General features: G+C 72.6%; 14 protein-coding genes, 1 tRNA gene and 1 pseudogene. 14 read left to right on the forward strand and 2 right to left on the reverse strand.

Translation table 11 applies throughout. From position 1 onward, the window contains the following. Positions 1 to 31: 31 nt before the first annotated feature. Both Q0112_RS03095 and Q0112_RS03100 read right to left on the reverse strand, forming a co-directional pair. Positions 32 to 1,111 (reverse strand): transglutaminase-like domain-containing protein, encoded by a 1,080-nt coding sequence (locus Q0112_RS03095; protein WP_297971259.1) that lies wholly within the window; start codon positions 1,109 to 1,111, stop codon positions 32 to 34. Beyond that, entirely contained in the window at positions 1,095 to 1,661 is a 567-nt protein-coding gene (locus tag Q0112_RS03100; protein ID WP_297971262.1) for a TlpA disulfide reductase family protein, read from the reverse strand. Before Q0112_RS03100 ends, Q0112_RS03095 begins: the two co-directional genes overlap by 17 nt. 102 nt (positions 1,662 to 1,763) lie before the next feature. On the opposite strand from Q0112_RS03100, the gene selD reads away from it, so the two are divergent. The 14 genes and pseudogenes from selD to Q0112_RS03170 all read left to right on the forward strand — a co-directional run bounded on the left by selD (position 1,764) and on the right by Q0112_RS03170 (position 15,317). Continuing rightward, positions 1,764 to 2,822 (forward strand): selenide, water dikinase SelD, encoded by a 1,059-nt coding sequence (gene selD / locus Q0112_RS03105; RefSeq protein ID WP_297971265.1) that lies wholly within the window; start codon positions 1,764 to 1,766, stop codon positions 2,820 to 2,822. A gap of 272 nt (positions 2,823 to 3,094) precedes the next feature. Then, positions 3,095 to 6,175: a formate dehydrogenase-N subunit alpha gene (gene fdnG / locus Q0112_RS03110; RefSeq protein WP_297971268.1), complete on the forward strand. Its 3,081-nt coding sequence runs from the start codon at positions 3,095 to 3,097 to the stop codon at positions 6,173 to 6,175. 13 nt (positions 6,176 to 6,188) lie between these two features. Continuing rightward, positions 6,189 to 7,133, forward strand: coding sequence for a formate dehydrogenase subunit beta (fdxH, locus tag Q0112_RS03115; protein WP_297971271.1), 945 nt, complete (start codon positions 6,189 to 6,191; stop codon positions 7,131 to 7,133). Continuing rightward, on the forward strand, positions 7,130 to 7,834 hold the full coding sequence (locus Q0112_RS03120) for a formate dehydrogenase subunit gamma (protein WP_297971273.1): 705 nt from the start codon (positions 7,130 to 7,132) through the stop codon (positions 7,832 to 7,834). Before fdxH ends, Q0112_RS03120 begins: the two co-directional genes overlap by 4 nt. Positions 7,835 to 7,925: 91 nt before the next feature. Beyond that, the gene (gene fdhE / locus Q0112_RS03125; protein WP_297971277.1) at positions 7,926 to 8,843 is read left to right on the forward strand and encodes a formate dehydrogenase accessory protein FdhE; all 918 of its coding nucleotides are present in this window, start codon (positions 7,926 to 7,928) and stop codon (positions 8,841 to 8,843) included. Further along, positions 8,843 to 10,201 (forward strand): L-seryl-tRNA(Sec) selenium transferase, encoded by a 1,359-nt coding sequence (gene selA / locus Q0112_RS03130; RefSeq protein WP_297971279.1) that lies wholly within the window; start codon positions 8,843 to 8,845, stop codon positions 10,199 to 10,201. Before fdhE ends, selA begins: the two co-directional genes overlap by 1 nt. Before the next feature lie 44 nt (positions 10,202 to 10,245). Then, entirely contained in the window at positions 10,246 to 10,983 is a 738-nt protein-coding gene (locus Q0112_RS03135) for a tetratricopeptide repeat protein (protein ID WP_297971282.1), read from the forward strand. Beyond that, a pseudogene (gene selB / locus Q0112_RS03140) lies at positions 10,980 to 12,770 on the forward strand (selenocysteine-specific translation elongation factor); the annotation flags it as partial. The gene Q0112_RS03135 and the pseudogene selB, both read left to right, overlap by 4 nt. A 126-nt stretch (positions 12,771 to 12,896) precedes the next feature. Then, a tRNA-Sec gene (locus tag Q0112_RS03145) sits at positions 12,897 to 12,992 on the forward strand. Between the two features lie 17 nt (positions 12,993 to 13,009). After that, on the forward strand, positions 13,010 to 13,468 hold the full coding sequence (locus Q0112_RS03150; RefSeq protein ID WP_297971285.1) for a hypothetical protein: 459 nt from the start codon (positions 13,010 to 13,012) through the stop codon (positions 13,466 to 13,468). A 13-nt stretch (positions 13,469 to 13,481) separates the two neighbouring features. Next, positions 13,482 to 13,850, forward strand: coding sequence for a hypothetical protein (locus Q0112_RS03155; RefSeq protein ID WP_297971287.1), 369 nt, complete (start codon positions 13,482 to 13,484; stop codon positions 13,848 to 13,850). A gap of 8 nt (positions 13,851 to 13,858) precedes the next feature. After that, a complete protein-coding gene (locus Q0112_RS03160; protein ID WP_297971289.1) occupies positions 13,859 to 14,500 on the forward strand; it encodes a hypothetical protein in 642 nt (213 codons plus the stop codon). Further along, positions 14,497 to 14,874: a DsrE/DsrF/DrsH-like family protein gene (locus Q0112_RS03165; protein WP_297971292.1), complete on the forward strand. Its 378-nt coding sequence runs from the start codon at positions 14,497 to 14,499 to the stop codon at positions 14,872 to 14,874. Before Q0112_RS03160 ends, Q0112_RS03165 begins: the two co-directional genes overlap by 4 nt. After that, a complete protein-coding gene (locus Q0112_RS03170; RefSeq protein ID WP_297971295.1) occupies positions 14,874 to 15,317 on the forward strand; it encodes a glycine cleavage system protein H in 444 nt (147 codons plus the stop codon). Before Q0112_RS03165 ends, Q0112_RS03170 begins: the two co-directional genes overlap by 1 nt. Positions 15,318 to 15,421: the final 104 nt, after the last annotated feature.

Genomic DNA, 15,421 nt, shown 5'->3' on the forward strand with positions numbered 1-15,421 from the left:
GGCGGGCGGCCGGGGCCGCCCGCCGCGGGGGTCAGGCTTCGGCGACGGTGATGCCGTAGCGGAAGGTGTCGGGGTCGAGGCAGTCGAGCAGCATGCCGGCGACCTCGGCCTGCGGGTACATCAGGAAGGCGACCTGGTGCGCCGAGCCGGGCAGCGTCAGGTCGTGGGCGTCGTTGTAGGGCATCCAGTTGCCCTCCCAGGCGCCGAAGAGCTTTTCGCGCGCGGCGACGACGACGGGGCTGTCGAGGGCGTTGTCGCCCGGCGGCTCCTCGAGCACCACCTTGCGCACGTCGGCGGGATCGACCGGGGTCCAGCCGGTCTCGGCCAGGTAGACCTCGGCCCGGCAGTGCTGCGCCTTGGTGATCGTCTCGTTCTTCGCCCCGAGGCTGGCGTAGCCGAAGGCCGAGGGCGCGACGCGGATGCCGTAGAGGTCGCGCGCCGGGAGGCCCGAGGCGCGGGCCAGCGCCACGAAGAGCGCGTTGAGGTCGGCGCACTTGCCGCCGAGGTTGCCCGAGGCGAGCATGCTCGCCACGTCGCCGATGCCGCAGCCGCGCACCGCCGCGACGCGCTCGGTATTCTCCACCACCCAGTCGTAGATCGCCCGCGCCTTGGCCCCGTCGCTCTCGGCCCCGGCGGTGATCCGGGCGGCGGTCTCGGCGACGATGCCGTCGGTCGGCAGCAGGTCGGTCGGCGCCAGGTAGAGCTGACGCTCAGCCTCGCCGAGCGGCAGGGCGGTGCCCTTGCCCGCCCGGTCGCGCGAGCGGAAGCGGCTCGTCACCTCGATGAGGGGCGGCTCGTCGCCGGCGAAGGTCGCGCGCAGCATCCGCGCGCCGTAGCGCGGGTCGGTGACGACCTCGGCGGTGGCGGCGTTCCCGGTCCAGGCGTCGTCCTCGGGCTGGACCCAGTCGTCCTGCGCGATCGACGGCAGCGGCACCCAGGCCTGCGCCCCGCCCGTCCCGGCGGCGAGGTCGAGCCGGGTGGTGACGGTGAAGGTCCGCCACGGCCCCGGCTGCGGGTCGAAGACCGGCGCGGCGCGCAGGAGCCCGGGTGCGGCGAAGGCCGCCGCGGCCGTGGCCGCGGCGCTCGCCATGAAGTCACGTCGGCTGATCATCGGCTTTTTCCTCCCTGTTTCCGATAAGCTCGTCGAGCCGCGCGGCGACGGCGGGCGCGTCCCAGCCGAGATCGCCCTCCACGAAGCCCACGATCCGCTGCTCCCCGTCGAGGACGAAGCTCGACGGCAGCGCCACGACGCCCCAGCCGCGCGTCACCTTGCGGTCCGGGTCGAGGACGACGGGGAAGCCGACCGGGTGCGCCTCGAGGAAGCGGGCGACGCGCGCCTCGACCTCGCCGACGTCGATGGCGAGGACGGCGATCCGGCCGGCGGCGGCCATCCGGTCGAGCGCGCCGAGCTCCTCGACGCAGGGCGCGCACCAGGTGGCGAAGAAATGGATGACGAGGGGCCGCCCGGCGAAGTCGCCCGGCCCGAGGCTGCCGCCGCCGACCGCGCTCAGGGTGAAGGCGGGGCCGGCCGGGCCGGTCGGCTCGCGCAGCTCGGCGGCGTTCGCGCCGGCGGCGAGCAGGACGAAAAGTGCCGCGAAGGCTTCGGCCAGCCGGGAGGGATGAAGGACGCCCCGAGCCTCGGGAGCCGCGTCGAATGCCACGGCCCGCATCATGGCCGAGGGCGCTTCGGCCTGTCAACGTCGTGCTGTTGACAATCTCGGAGGCCCCCGCCGATGCTGGGGCGAGGGCCGAGGAGAGCTGGCATGGCGGACGTGGTCGCGGAGGAACCGAGGCTGACCAGCCTCGCGCATGGCGGCGGCTGCGGCTGCAAGCTGGCGCCGGCGGTGCTGCAGGACCTGCTGTCGGGCCAGCCGCGAACGGCCGCCTTCTCGCAGCTCCTCGTCGGCACCGAGACCGGCGACGACGCGGCGGTCTGGCAGATCGACGCGGCGACCTGCCTCGTCGCGACGACCGACTTCTTCATGCCGATGGTCGACGATCCGCGCGACTTCGGCCGCATCGCGGCGACGAACGCGCTCTCGGACGTCTACGCCATGGGCGGGCGGCCGGTGCTGGCGCTGGCGGTGCTCGGCATGCCGATCGACAGGCTGCCGGCGGCGACGATCCGGGCGATCCTCGAGGGCGGGGCGGAGGTCTGCGCCGCGGCGGGGATCCCGGTCGCGGGCGGGCATTCGATCGATGCGCCGGAGCCGATCTACGGCCTCGTCGCCATCGGCCTCTGCCGGCCGGAGGAGGTGCGGCGCAACGCCGGGGCGCGGCCGGGGGACGCGCTGATCCTCACCAAGGCGATCGGGGTCGGCATCTATTCGGCGGCGATCAAGAAGCAGGCGCTGCCGGCGGCGGGCTATGCCGAGTTCATCGCCTCGACGACGCAGCTCAACCGCATCGGGGGCGAACTCGGCCGGGATCCGGCGGTGCATGCCGTCACCGACGTCACCGGCTTCGGCCTGCTCGGGCACGCGCTCGAGATGGCGCGGGCGTCGGCGGCGACGCTGGTGATCGAGGATGCGGCCGTGCCGCTCTTCGACGCCGCCGAGGCGCTGGCGCGGCAGGGCCGGGTCACCGGCGCCTCGGGGCGCAACTGGGCGAGCTACGGGCAGGCGGTGGCGCTGCCCGGCGGGATGCCGGACTGGCGGCGGCAGATCCTGACCGATCCGCAGACCTCCGGCGGGCTGCTCATCGCCTGCGACCCGGCGCAGGCGGACGACCTGCTCGGCGAGATCCGCGCGGCGGGCTTCGCCAGCGCGCGCCTTATCGGCCGGGTCGAGGCCGGCGCGGCGGGGGTGCGCGTGGAGGGCTGAGCCCCGTCCGTGTCCCGTCCGTCGACCCGCGGGAGCGAGGAAAATGCTGCGCAGCAAAAGTGCAGCAATCCGCGAGCCGCGGAGGCGCTCGGACGGCCGCCGGACAGGGGGGCCCGGCCGGCTTTCCGCCACCCGTGCCGGGGGAATTCCGGCACTTTCGGGCGATCCTGCCATAATCGGTATCGAGGAAGTTGATTCCCAAACCTGTTTGACCTAGGCTTGTTTGCAGACGTCGGAAAACCGACCCAGCGAAGCTTGCCAGGGAGGAGCTCATGAACATTGACCTCACGCGTCGGGCGTTCCTAGGGGGGGCCGGCGCGGGTGTGGCAGCGACGACGCTCGGAGCGTTCGGCTTCGACGGAGTCGAGGCGGCGCACGCCGCCGCCGTGAAGGCCTTCCGCCTGGCCAAGACCGTCGAGGCGCGCAGCAGCTGCCCCTACTGTGCGGTCTGCTGCGGGATGATGATCTACTCGGCCGAGAGCAAGAGCGAGCCGGGCAAGATGGAGGTCGTCCACATCGAGGGCGACGCCGACAATCCGGTCAACCGCGGCACGCTCTGCCCGAAGGGCGCGGCGGCGATCGACTACATCCGCTCGCCGAAGCGGGTGAAGGCGCCGATGTACCGCAAGCCCGGCGCGAGCGAGTTCGAGGAAGTCAGCTGGGACTTCGCGATGGAGCGCATCGCGCGGCTGATGAAGGACGACCGCGACGCCAACTTCGTCGAGACCAACAACGACGGCGTCACCGTCAACCGCTGGTCGTCGATGGGCTTCCTCTCGGGGAGCTCGGTCACCAACGAGACGGGCTGGCTGACCTTCAAGGTCGCCCGCGGTCTCGGGATGCTGCAGATCGAGAACCAGGCGAGGATTTGACACGGACCGACGGTGTCCAGTTTGGGCCCATCATTCGGTCGCGGTGCAATGACGAACAGCTGGACGGACATCGGTAACACCGATCTCGTCTGGATCATGGGCGGGAATGCGGCGGAAGCGCATCCCTGCGGCTTCAAGTGGGTCACCGAGGCGAAGCACAACAACGGTGCCAAGCTCATGGTGGTCGACCCGCGCTTCAACCGGTCGGCCGCGGTCGCGGACCATTATGCGCCGATCCGGGCGGGCAGCGACATCGCCTTCCTCTCGGGCGTGGTCAACTACCTGCTCAGCAACGACAAGATCCACCACGAGTACGTGCGCAACTACACCAACGCGGCGTTCATCGTGCGCGACGACTTCGAGTTCGACGCCGAGGAGGGGCTCTTCTCCGGCTACGACGAGTCGAAGCGGAGCTACGACCGCGGCTCGTGGGAATACGTGATCGGACCGGACGGCTTCGCCGAGCGGGACATGACGCTGCAGCATCCGCGCTGCGTCTTCCAGCTGATGAAGAAGCATTTCGAGCCCTATACGCCGGAGATGGTGGAGCGGGTCAGCGGCACGCCGAAGGACAAGTTCCTGAAGGTCGCCGAATGGGTCGCCGAGACCGCCAACGGCGAGAAGGCGATGACGATCATGTACGCCCTCGGCTGGACGCAGCATTCGAGCGGGGCGCAGAACATCCGCACCGCGGCGATGATCCAGCTGCTCTGCGGCAACATCGGCGTCCCGGGCGGCGGGGTGAACGCGCTGCGCGGCCACTCCAACGTGCAGGGCATCACCGACGTGGGCACGCTCACGGCGTCGATCCCGGGCTATCTGGCGCTGCCGCGCGACAGCGAGCCGACGCTCGCCTCGCATCTCGCCAGCCGGACCTTCACGCCGCTCCTGCCGAACCAGACCAGCTACTGGCAGAACTACCCGCGCTTCTACGTCAGCTTCCTGAAGAGCTACTTCGGGGCGAAGGCGACGCCGGAGAACGAGTTCGGCTACCAGTGGCTGCCCAAGCTCGACCAGGCGTATGACGCGCTGAAGATGTTCGACGTCATGCACCAGGGCAAGACGACGGGCCTGCTCTGCCAGGGCTTCAACCCGCTGATGTCGATCGCCTACTCGGGCAAGAGCGTCGCGGCGCTGTCCAAGCTGAAGTTCCTGGTCAGCATGGACCCGATCGAGACCGACACGGTGCGCTTCTGGGAGAACCACGGCGAGTACAACGACGTCGACACGGCGTCGATCCAGACCGAGGTCTTCATGCTGCCGGTGACGTCCTTCGCCGAGGAGCACGGGAGCCTCACCAACTCCAGCCGCTGCATCCAGTGGAAGTGGCAGGCGGCCGATCCGGTGGGCCAGTCGCGCACCGACATCGAGATCCTGAGCGACCTCTTCAGCCGCATCCGCGCGCTCTACGAGCAGGAGGGGGGCAGCGGGGTCGAGCCGCTGATGGCGATCGACTGGAGCTATGCCGATCCGGCGCATCCGGATCCGGACGAGCTGCTGCGGGAGCTCAACGGCAAGGCGCTCGCCGACGTGAAGGACGCCGAGGGCAACGTCGTCCGCCGCGCCGGCGAGATGCTCGCCTCGTTCGGCGAGATGCGCGACGACGGCTCGACCGACGGCTCGATGTGGATCTACACCGGCGTCTACGGGCCGAAGGGCAACTTCGCCATGCGCCGCGAGAACACCGATCCGTCGGGGCTCGGGGTCTATGGCGAGTGGGGCTTCTCCTGGCCGGCCAACCGCCGCATCCAGTACAACCGCGCTTCGGCCGATCCGCAGGGCAAGCCCTGGAGCGAGCGGAAGAAGTACATGTACTGGGACGGCACCCGCTGGTCGGGCCCGGACATCCCGGACTATGTGCCGACCATCCCGCCGGAGCGGGCGACCGGCCCCTTCATCATGAACGCGGAGGGGGTCTCGCGCCTCTGGGTCCGCGGCCTGATGACGGACGGTCCGTTCCCGGTCCACTACGAGCCCTTCGAGTCGCCGGTGACCAACCCGATCTTCCCCAAGGTCAGGGGCAACCCGGTGTCGCGGGTGTTCAACAACGACATGGAGATCTTCGGCACCGCCGAGGAGTTCCCGATCGTCGCGACCACCTACCGGCTCACCGAGCATTTCCACTACTGGACGAAGAGCGTGCACATCAACGCGGTGCTGCAGCCCGAGTTCTTCGTGGAGATGTCCGAGCAGCTGGCGAAGGAGAAGGGCATCCAGCTCGGCCAGATGGTCCGGGTCTGGTCGAACCGCGGCGAGGTGAAGGGGAGGGCGATGGTGACCAAGCGGATGATCCCGCTCACCATCGACGGCAAGACCGTCCACCAGGTCGGGCTGCCGCTCAACTTCGGCTTCATCGGTCTGACCAAGAAGGCGTCTCCGATCAACTCGCTGACGCCGCCGGTGGGCGACGCCAACGCGATGACGCCGGAGTTCAAGGCCTTCCTGGTCGATATCGAGCCCATCGCCGGGCCGGTGGCGTGAGGAGGAGGTAGAGATGTTCCCACCGATTCCGAACCCCAGCACCGAGCCCGTCGCACCGACGTTCGGCGAGGCCGATCTCTGGCGGCGCTCGGCCTCGACGATCGAGCGTCCGGCCGAGCGGCAGACCGAGGTGGCCAAGCTCATCGACGTCTCGAAGTGCATCGGCTGCAAGGCCTGCCAGGCGGCCTGCCTCGAATGGAACGAGCTGACCGAGGAGATCGGCAGCAACGTCGGGGTGATGACCAACCCGCCGGACCTGACCGAGAACAGCTACACGCTGATGCGCTTCACCGAGTGGGAGAACCCCGAGAGCGGCAACCTCGAGTGGCTGATCCGCAAGGACGGCTGCATGCACTGCGAGGATCCGGGCTGCCTGAAGGCCTGCCCGGCGCCGGGGGCGATCGTGCAGTATTCGAACGGCATCGTCGATTTCGTGCACGAGAACTGCATCGGCTGCGGCTACTGCGTGAAGGGCTGCCCGTTCAACATCCCGCGGCTCTCGAACGTGCGCGACCGCAAGGCCTACAAGTGCACGCTCTGCGTCGACCGCGTCGCGGTCGGCCAGGGGCCGGCCTGTGCCAAGGCCTGCCCGACCCAGGCCATCGTCTTCGGCACCAAGGACGAGATGAAGGAGTGGGCCGCCGGGCGGATCGAGGACCTGAAGGCGCGCGGCTTCGCCAACGCCGGGCTCTACGACCCGCCGGGGGTGGGGGGCACGCACGTCATGTACGTGCTGCAGCATGCCGACCGGCCGGAGCTCTATGCCGGGCTGCCGAGGGATCCGCGGATCAGCCCGGTGGTCGAGGCCTGGAAGGGCGTGACCAAGTACGCCGGGCTCACCGCGATCGGCGCCTTCGCCGCCATCGGCTTCCTGCATCATCTCGTGACCGGCGCGAACCGGGTCAGCGAGCATGACGAGGAAGCCGCGCGGCGGCTGACGGAAAGGGGGGAGAAATGAGCGCGGATCGTCCCCGCGACGTCGCGCGCGGCGACGCGGTGCATCCGGGCAACCCGGTGATCGTCGACCGCTACACCGTGCCGGCGCGCATGAACCACTGGCTGACCGCCATCTGCCTCGTGCTCCTGGCGCTCTCCGGGCTCGCGCTCTTCCACCCGAGCCTCTTCTTCCTGACCGGCCTCTTCGGCGGCGGGCAGATGACGCGGTTCCTCCATCCCTGGATCGGGGTGGTGATGTTCGTGAGCTTCGCGGGTCTCTTCCTGCGCTTCTGGCGGCTCAATTTCTTCGACCGCGGCGACAGCGCCTGGCTCGGCAAGCCGGGCGAGGTGCTCGCGGGCAAGGAGGAGAAGCTGCCGGAGGTCGGCAAGTACAATGCCGGGCAGAAGCTCTACTTCTGGCTGATGTCGATCACCATCCTCGTCCTGTTCCTGAGCGGCATCGTGACCTGGCAGCAGTACTTCGGCGACCGGTTCACGGTGGACCAGAAGCGGGCGGCGGTGCTGGTGCACGCGCTGGCGGCGATCGTCGCCATCTGCCTCTGGATCGTGCACGTCTATGCGGCGATCTGGGTGCGGGGCACGATCAACGCGATGACCCGCGGCAAGGTGACCGGCGGCTGGGCCTGGCGCCACCATCGCCGCTGGCTGCGCGAGGTGGTCACCGGCAAGACGCTGCCGCCGACGACCGCGCCCGAGAAGTAGCGCGAGAGAAACCGGCGCGCCGGTCCGCCGGCGCGCCCGTCCAATTCGAAGGCCGGCACACCACGTGGCCCGTGCGGTTCGTGAGGATTGAATGAGCAAGCCAGTTCTGCCGGAAGCCGATCCGTCCGCCATCGGCGTCATCCCGAAGCCGCCCTTCGCCCGGCTGCCCGACCCGGACGCGATCTTCCGCCGCCGGGCGGCGCGCTACCGCAAGCTGGCGGACGGCCACGAGCTGGCGCCCTTCCTCCGCTTTCTCGCCGGGCTCGCCGAGGCGCAGCATGCGGCCGGCGAGGGGCTCGATCCGCCGGCGATGCCGGCGCCCGAGGCGCTCGAGCGCGCCCATCGCCACGCCATGCCGCCGCTCGACCGGGCGGGCTTCGTGCCCGGTCCCGAGACCATGGTGCTGATCGACCGGCTGCTCGCGGCGCTCGACGGGCTCGAGATGCCACCGAACGCCCGCGCCGCCGTCGAGCGGGTGAAGGGCGCCGGCGAGGCCGAGCGGGGCGAGATGATCGCCAACGTGCTCGGGGACGCCGTTCCGTTCGAGGCGGTGGCCGAGCACGCGCTGGTCGCGGCGGCGATGCAGGTGCATTTCGCCCGGGCCGCCGCCGCGCTCGATGCCGGGCGGCTGCAGGCGGTGGGCGACGGCGTCTGCCCGGCCTGCGGCGGGCCGCCGTCGGCGAGCCTGGTCGTCGGCTGGACGCGCAACCCAGGGACGCGCTTCTGCTCCTGCTCGACCTGCGGCACGCTCTGGAACTACGTGCGCGCCAAGTGCACGCTCTGCGGCTCGACCGCGAAGGTCTCCTTCCGCGAGATCGACGGGGCCGGGGGCCTCGTCAAGGCCGAGGTCTGCGAGACCTGCCACGGCTACGTGAAGGTGCTCTACCAGGAGCGGGAGCCGGAGCTCGACCCGATCGCCGACGACGTGGCGACGCTCGGGCTCGATCTCCTGGTCAAGGAGCTCGGCTTCCGCCGCGGCGCGGTCAACCCCTTCCTCATCGGCTACTGATGGGGGCGGACGGCTCCGCGCTGCGCCGGCTCCCGGCCGTCGACCGCGTGTTGCGCACGCCGGAGGCGGAGGCCGCCGTCGCGCGCCACGGACGCAGCCAGACGGTCAAGGCTGTGCGCCTGGCGCTGGCGGAGGCGCGGGCGACCGGGGGCGAGGGCGCGACGCCGGCGGCGATCGCCGCGGCGGCGGGGCTCAGGCTCGAGGCGGCGCGGCGGCCGAAGGTGCGGCCGGTCTTCAACCTGACCGGCACCATCCTGCACACCAACCTCGGCCGCGCGCTGCTCGCCGAGGAGGCGGTCGAGGCCGCCGTCACTGCCATGCGGCAGGCGCTCGCGCTCGAATACGATCTCGGCGGCGGGCGGCGCGGCGAGCGGGACGGGGTGCTGCGCGAGCTGCTCTGCGAGCTGACCGGCGCCGAGGACGCCACCGTCGTCAACAACAATGCCGCCGCGGTGCTCCTCGCGCTCAACACGCTGGCCGAGGGGCGGGAGGCGATCGTGTCGCGGGGCGAGCTGATCGAGATCGGCGGCGCCTTCCGCATGCCGGAGATCATGGCCCGCGCCGGCAGCCGGCTGGTCGAGGTCGGCACCACCAACCGCACGCACCAGAAGGACTATCGCGGCGCGATCGGGCCGGAGACCGGGGTGATCCTCAAGGTCCACACATCGAACTACCGCATAGAGGGCTTCGTCGCCGAGGTGCCGGCGCGGGTGCTCGCCGGGATCGCCGGCGCGGCGGGGGTGCCGCTCGTCAACGACCTCGGCTCGGGCAGCCTGGTCGATCTCTCGGGCTTCGGGCTCGCCCGCGAGCCGACCGTGGCCGAGGCGGTGGCCGAGGGGGCCGATCTCGTCACCTTCTCGGGCGACAAGCTGCTCGGCGGGCCGCAGGCCGGCTTCATCGTCGGCCGGGCGGCGCTGATCGCGCGGATCAACCGCAACCCGATGAAGCGGGCGATGCGGCTCGACAAGATCCGCCTCGCCGCGCTCGAGGCGACGCTGCGCCTCTACCTCGATCCCGACCGCCTGGTGGCGCGGCTGCCGACGCTGCGCCTCATCGCCCGGCCGAAGGAGGAGATCGCCACCCTGGCGCGGGAACTCGCGCCGGCGGTGGCGGCGGCCCTCGGGGTCGAGGCGGCGGTCGTCGACTGCGCGAGCCAGGTCGGCTCGGGGGCGCTGCCGCTCGAGGAGATCGCGAGCGCGGGGCTGGCGCTCCGCGGCGCTGCGCCGGATGCGCTCGCCGCGCGTCTCCGGGCGCTGCCGGTGCCGGTGATCGGGCGCATCGCCGACGGGGCGCTGCTGCTCGACCTCCGCTGTCTCGAGGACCCGCGGGGGTTCCTCGCGAACCTCGCCGCGCCATGAGCTGGATCAGCCGGCTGCGCGGGGAAAGGCCGCCCGAGGACCCGATGGCAGCCGCCGACGCGGCGGCAGCCAGGGGCGACTACGCGGCGGCGCTCGCCATCTGGGGGCCGCTGGCGCATGCCGGGAACGCCCGGGCGCAGAACAACGTCGGCGCCTGCTTCGCCGGCGGGCTCGGGGTCGGGCGCGACCCGGCGCTGGCGGTGAAGTGGCTGACGCTCGCCGCCGAGGCCGGGGACGCGGCCGGGCGGCGCAATCTCGCGCACGCCTACTTCCGGGGCGATGGCGTGCCGGAGGATCCGTGGCGCGCCGCGGCGCTCTACCGCCAGGCGGCCGAGGCGGGCGACGCCGAGGCCGAGGACATGCTGAGCTGGATGCTGCTCGAGGGGGAGATCGTGCCGCCCGACCCGGGCGAGGCGCGCCGCCTGGCCGAGGCGGCCGCCGCCCAGGGCAACGCGCCGGCGATGACCCGGCTCGGCATGATCCATCACAATGCGCTCGGGGTGCCGCGCGATCCGGCCGCTGCCGCCCGCTGGTGGGCGAAGGCCGCGGCGCTCGGCGAGGCGGACGCCCAGGCGATGCTGGGGGCGGCGCTGCACATGGGCCAGGGCGTGCCGCGCGACCGCTATGCCGGCTTCGTCTGGCTGCTGCGCGCCCACGCCGGCGGCAGCGAGCTCGCCTATCCCTTCCTGCGCGCCGCCGAGGACGCGCTCGCCCCGGAGGAGGCCGGCCGCGCCCGCCGCGAGGCCGACGCGCCGCTCCCGCTGCCGGAGCCCGCGCGATGATCGTGGGGACCGCCGGCCATATCGACCACGGCAAGACGAGCCTGGTGCGGGCGCTGACCGGCACCGATACCGACCGGCTCAAGGAGGAGAAGGCGCGCGGCATCACGCTCGATCTCGGCTTCGCCTACATGCCGGCGACGGACGGGGCGGTGATCGGCTTCGTCGACGTGCCGGGCCACGAGCGGCTCATCCACAACATGCTCGCCGGCGCGAGCGGCATCGACTTCGCGCTCGTCGTCGTCGCCGCCGACGACGGGGTGATGCCGCAGACCCGCGAGCATCTGGCGATCCTCGACCTGCTCGGCCTCGATCGCGGCCTGGTCGCGCTGACCAAGATCGACGCCGCCGACCCGGACCGCATCGCGGCGGCGCGGAACGGCATCGCCAATGCGCTTCTCGGCACCGGCCTCGAGGGGGCGGAGATCGTTCCCGTCTCCTCGGTGACCGGGGAGGGCGTCGAGACGCTGCGCGCGCGGCTGCTCCGCGCCGACCGGGGCGTGCTCGCCAAGCCGGCCGAGGCGCCCTTCCGGCTCGCCGTCGATCGCGCCTTCACGCTGCCGGGCTCGGGCACCATCGTCACCGGGACCGTCCTGTCGGGCCATGTGGCGGCGGGCGACCGGCTGCGCGCCAGCCCCTCCGGGCTCGAGGTGCGGGTGCGCGGCCTGCATGCGCAGAACCGCAGGGCCGAGCGCGGCGGCCCGGGCGACCGCTGCGCGCTCAACCTCGTCGGCGAGGGCGTTGGCAAGGACACGCTCCGCCGCGGCGACGTGATCCTCGCGCCCGGCCTGCACGCGCCGACCGACCGGGTCGACGTGCGCCTGCGCCTGCTGGCGTCGGAGGCGCGTCCGGTCGGCCAGTGGCTGCCCGTCCACCTCCACCACGGTTCGGCCGAGGTGACGGCGCGCGTCGTCCTCCTCGGCGACCCGATCGCGCCCGGCACGGAGGGGTTCGCCCAGCTCGTCCTCGACCGGCCGATCGCCGCGCTGGCCGGCGACCGCTTCGTCATTCGCGACACCAGCGCCCAGCGGACCCTCGGCGGCGGGCGGCTGCTCGATCTCCGCGCCCCCGCCCGCCGGCGCCGTGGCCCGGAGCGGCTGGCGCAGCTCGAGGCGCTGGCGCTGCCCGACCCGGCGGCCGCCCTCGCGACGCTGCTCTCCCGCCCGCCCTGGCAGGTCGACGCCGAGGCCTTCGCCCGCGACCACGGCCTCGGGCCCGAGGCGCTCGCCGGGCTCGTCCGCGTCGGGGGCGTGGCGCTCTCGGAGGAGACGGCCGGGCGGCTGGTGCGCGACCTCCTCGCCGCGCTGGCCGACTTCCACGCCGGGAACCCCGACCTCGCCGGGATCGGCATGGAGCGGCTGCGCGGCGGCCTCGACCCGCGCCTGCCGGCGCCGGCCTTCCGCACGCTGCTGCAGGGGCTGGCCCGCGAGGGAAGGATCGCGCTCGACGGCGCCTGGGTGCGCCTCGCCGGGCACGAGGCGCGGCTCGCGCCGGTCGACGAGGAGCTCTGGGACCAGGTCGCGCCGCTGCTCGGCGGCGAGGCGCGCTTCCGCCCGCCGCGGGTGCGCGACATCGCCGGCCTCCTCGACGAGCCGGAGGAGGAGATCCGCCGGCTGCTGAAGCTGCTCGCCCGCATGGGCCGGCTGCACGAGATCGCCCACGACCATTTCTTCCTGCGCGACGTGGTGGGCGAGATGGCCGGGATCGCCGCCGGGCTCGATGCCGCGCACGGCCTCTTCAGCGCGGCTGAGTTCCGCGACCGGCTGGACAACGGCCGCAAGGTCGCCATCCTGATCCTCGAGTTCTTCGACCGCCACGGCGTGACGCTGCGCCGGGGCGACCTCCGCCGCGTCAATCCGCGGCGGCTCGACCTCTTTCCGCGCGAGGCCGGCGGCGACGCCGCGCCCGCGCAGCCTGGAGGAGAATCGTCCCCGGTGGGGCGGCCGGACTTCAAATCCGGTTGGGGCCGTGAGACGGTCCCGGGTGGGTTCGACTCCCACTCTCTTCCGCCAGTTCGCCGGGGGAGCGCATGACCGAGACCGCAATCGCGAGCTACATCGAGACGCTGGCCACCACCGCGCGGGCGGCGAGCACCGCCGAGCAGGACTTCCAGAAGGAAGCCGCCCGGCGCGCCGCCCAGCTGCGCGAGGCGCGCGCCTTCGCCTGGCGGCGGCTGAATCTCGTGCGCGCCACGGCATCGGCGGTGCGCGGCGCCGAGGGGCCGGAGGCGGTGGCGGAGGCCGGGCGCGAGACGCTCTTCCGCGAGAGCGGGCTCGGCCGCGCCGCCGAGGCCAACCGGGAGGTGGCCGAGCGCTTCGTCGCGGTGGCCGAGGCGGTGGCCGCCGCCGGCGGCGACGACCCCGACCCCGCGGCCGATCCCGCGGCGGCGCTCGCCGCCTTCGAGGCCTGGTATGCGGCGGCGCGCGGGGGGCCCTTCCTGGCGCTGATGGAGCGCGAAGTGGTGGAGCTGCCGCTTGTCGAGGTCTGACCCCGGGGAGGCCGTGACCTTCGACGCCTGGATCGCCGCGGAATTCGGCGGGCGGGGGCCGTTCACGCTGCTGGTCGTCGTGGTGGCGATCGGGGGGCTCAGCATCACGCCGATCCGCTCGAGCTGGTTCCACGTCATCGGCACCGACCTCGAGTGGGCCGACGTCGCGCGCCTGCTCGACGGCGGCGGGCCGGAGTGGGACGCGGCCGTCTTCGCGCCGCGCGCGGACGCGGCGGGCGGGCCGCTCGGCGAGGCGGCGGCGCGGATCGCGGTCAAGGACCTGGGGGAGGAGATCCTGGCCGACCGGACGGTGCTGAATCGCGAGCATTTCTTCGACCGCAAGGGGCGGCGGATGAAGGTGGAGGAGGTGCCGGCCCAGTGACGGCGTCCGTGACCCCAGCCGCCCGGCTGCGCGTGCTCGACACCGGCCTCGCCGACGCGCGGAGGAACGTGGCGCTGAGCGCGGCGCTGATCGAGGCGCACGGGCGCGGCGAGGTGCCGGATACGCTGCGGCTGCACCGGTACGAGAAATGCGTGCTGATCGGGCGCAGCCAGGAGGTGGCGGCGGCGGTCGACCCCGAGGCCTGCCGGCGGCGCGGGGCGGCGATCGTCCGGCGGGTGAGCGGCGGCGGCGCGGTGGCGATGGCGCCGGGGATCCTCGCCTGGGACCTGGTGGCGGCGCGCGGGCGCTGGGGCTCGCTCGACGAGGCGGCGGCGGGGATCGGCGGAGGGGTGGCGGCGGCGCTGCGGGAGCTCGGCTTCGCGGCGGAGTTCCGCGCGCCGGGCGAGGTGGCGGTCGGGGGCCGCAAGGTCGCGGGCTTCGGCGGGGCCTTCGAGGGGCCGAGCCTGCTGCATCAGGGGAGCCTGCTGGTCGAGGCCGACACGGCGGAGATGGCGGAGCTGCTCGGGCTGCCGCCGCTGCCGGTGGCGACGCTGGCCGAGCTCGGGCCGCTGCCGGAGGCGGGGGCGCTGGCCGGCGCGCTGGCGGCGGCGATCGCCGGGGCGCTGGGGGCGGAGGTGGTGGCCGGATGAGCCGGCGGCTCATGATCGTGCTGGTCAATACCGACCCGCGCAACCCGGAGGAGCTGGGGGCGCCCTTCTATCATGCGGCGGTGGCGGCGGCGATGGACTATGAGGTGGACGTGGTCTGCGCGGCGACGGCGGGGAAGCTGATGGTGAAGGGCGTGGCGGAGGGGCTGCACGTGAAGCCGGGGCATCCGATGACGGTGCTCGACTGGATCCGGGAGGCGCATGGCGCGGGGGCGCGCTTCTGGGCCTGTCCGGCGAACCTCGATCTCTTCGAGGTGCGGGAGGCGGATCTGATCCCGGAGTGCGGCGGGCTGATGGGGGCGGCGACGATGATCCAGGGGATCATGGACGACGACTGCCGGGTGCTGAGCTACTGATGGCGACGGTTCGCGGGTGCCGGTTTCCGGAGGATCGGTTCTACGACGTGCCGCATCACGTCTGGTACCTGCCGCTCGGCGACGGGCTGGTGCGGGCGGGGATGACGCCGGTCGGGGTGGCGCTGGCGCGGGAGGTGCTGATCTTCACCCCGAAGCGGGTCGGCCGGCCGGTCGAGGCGGGGCGGGCGATGGCGACGGTCGAGAGCGCGAAGTGGGTGGGCTCGGTGCGGGCCGGCTTCGCGGCGCGGGTCGAGGCGGTGAACGAGGCGCTGGCGCGAGGGGCGGCGGTGGTCAACCGCGACTGCTACGGCGAGGGCTGGCTGCTGGTGCTGCGGCCGGCGGCGGAGGATTGGCAGGGGGCGCTGACCCCCGGAGCCGAGGTGGAGCGGGTCTATGCCGACTGGATGGAGCGGGAGGGATTCGAGGGGTGCGAAACGCGGTGAATCGCGATTTCGCACGCGAAACTATACTTAAGTCATTGAGATAACTGCATTTCGTCGGGTTAAAACTTCGTGAAGCGCGGGCGGCGGTCAGACGATGCCGCCGC

Source organism: uncultured Amaricoccus sp. (assembly GCF_937858865.1).
Taxonomy (GTDB): domain Bacteria; phylum Pseudomonadota; class Alphaproteobacteria; order Rhodobacterales; family Rhodobacteraceae; genus Amaricoccus.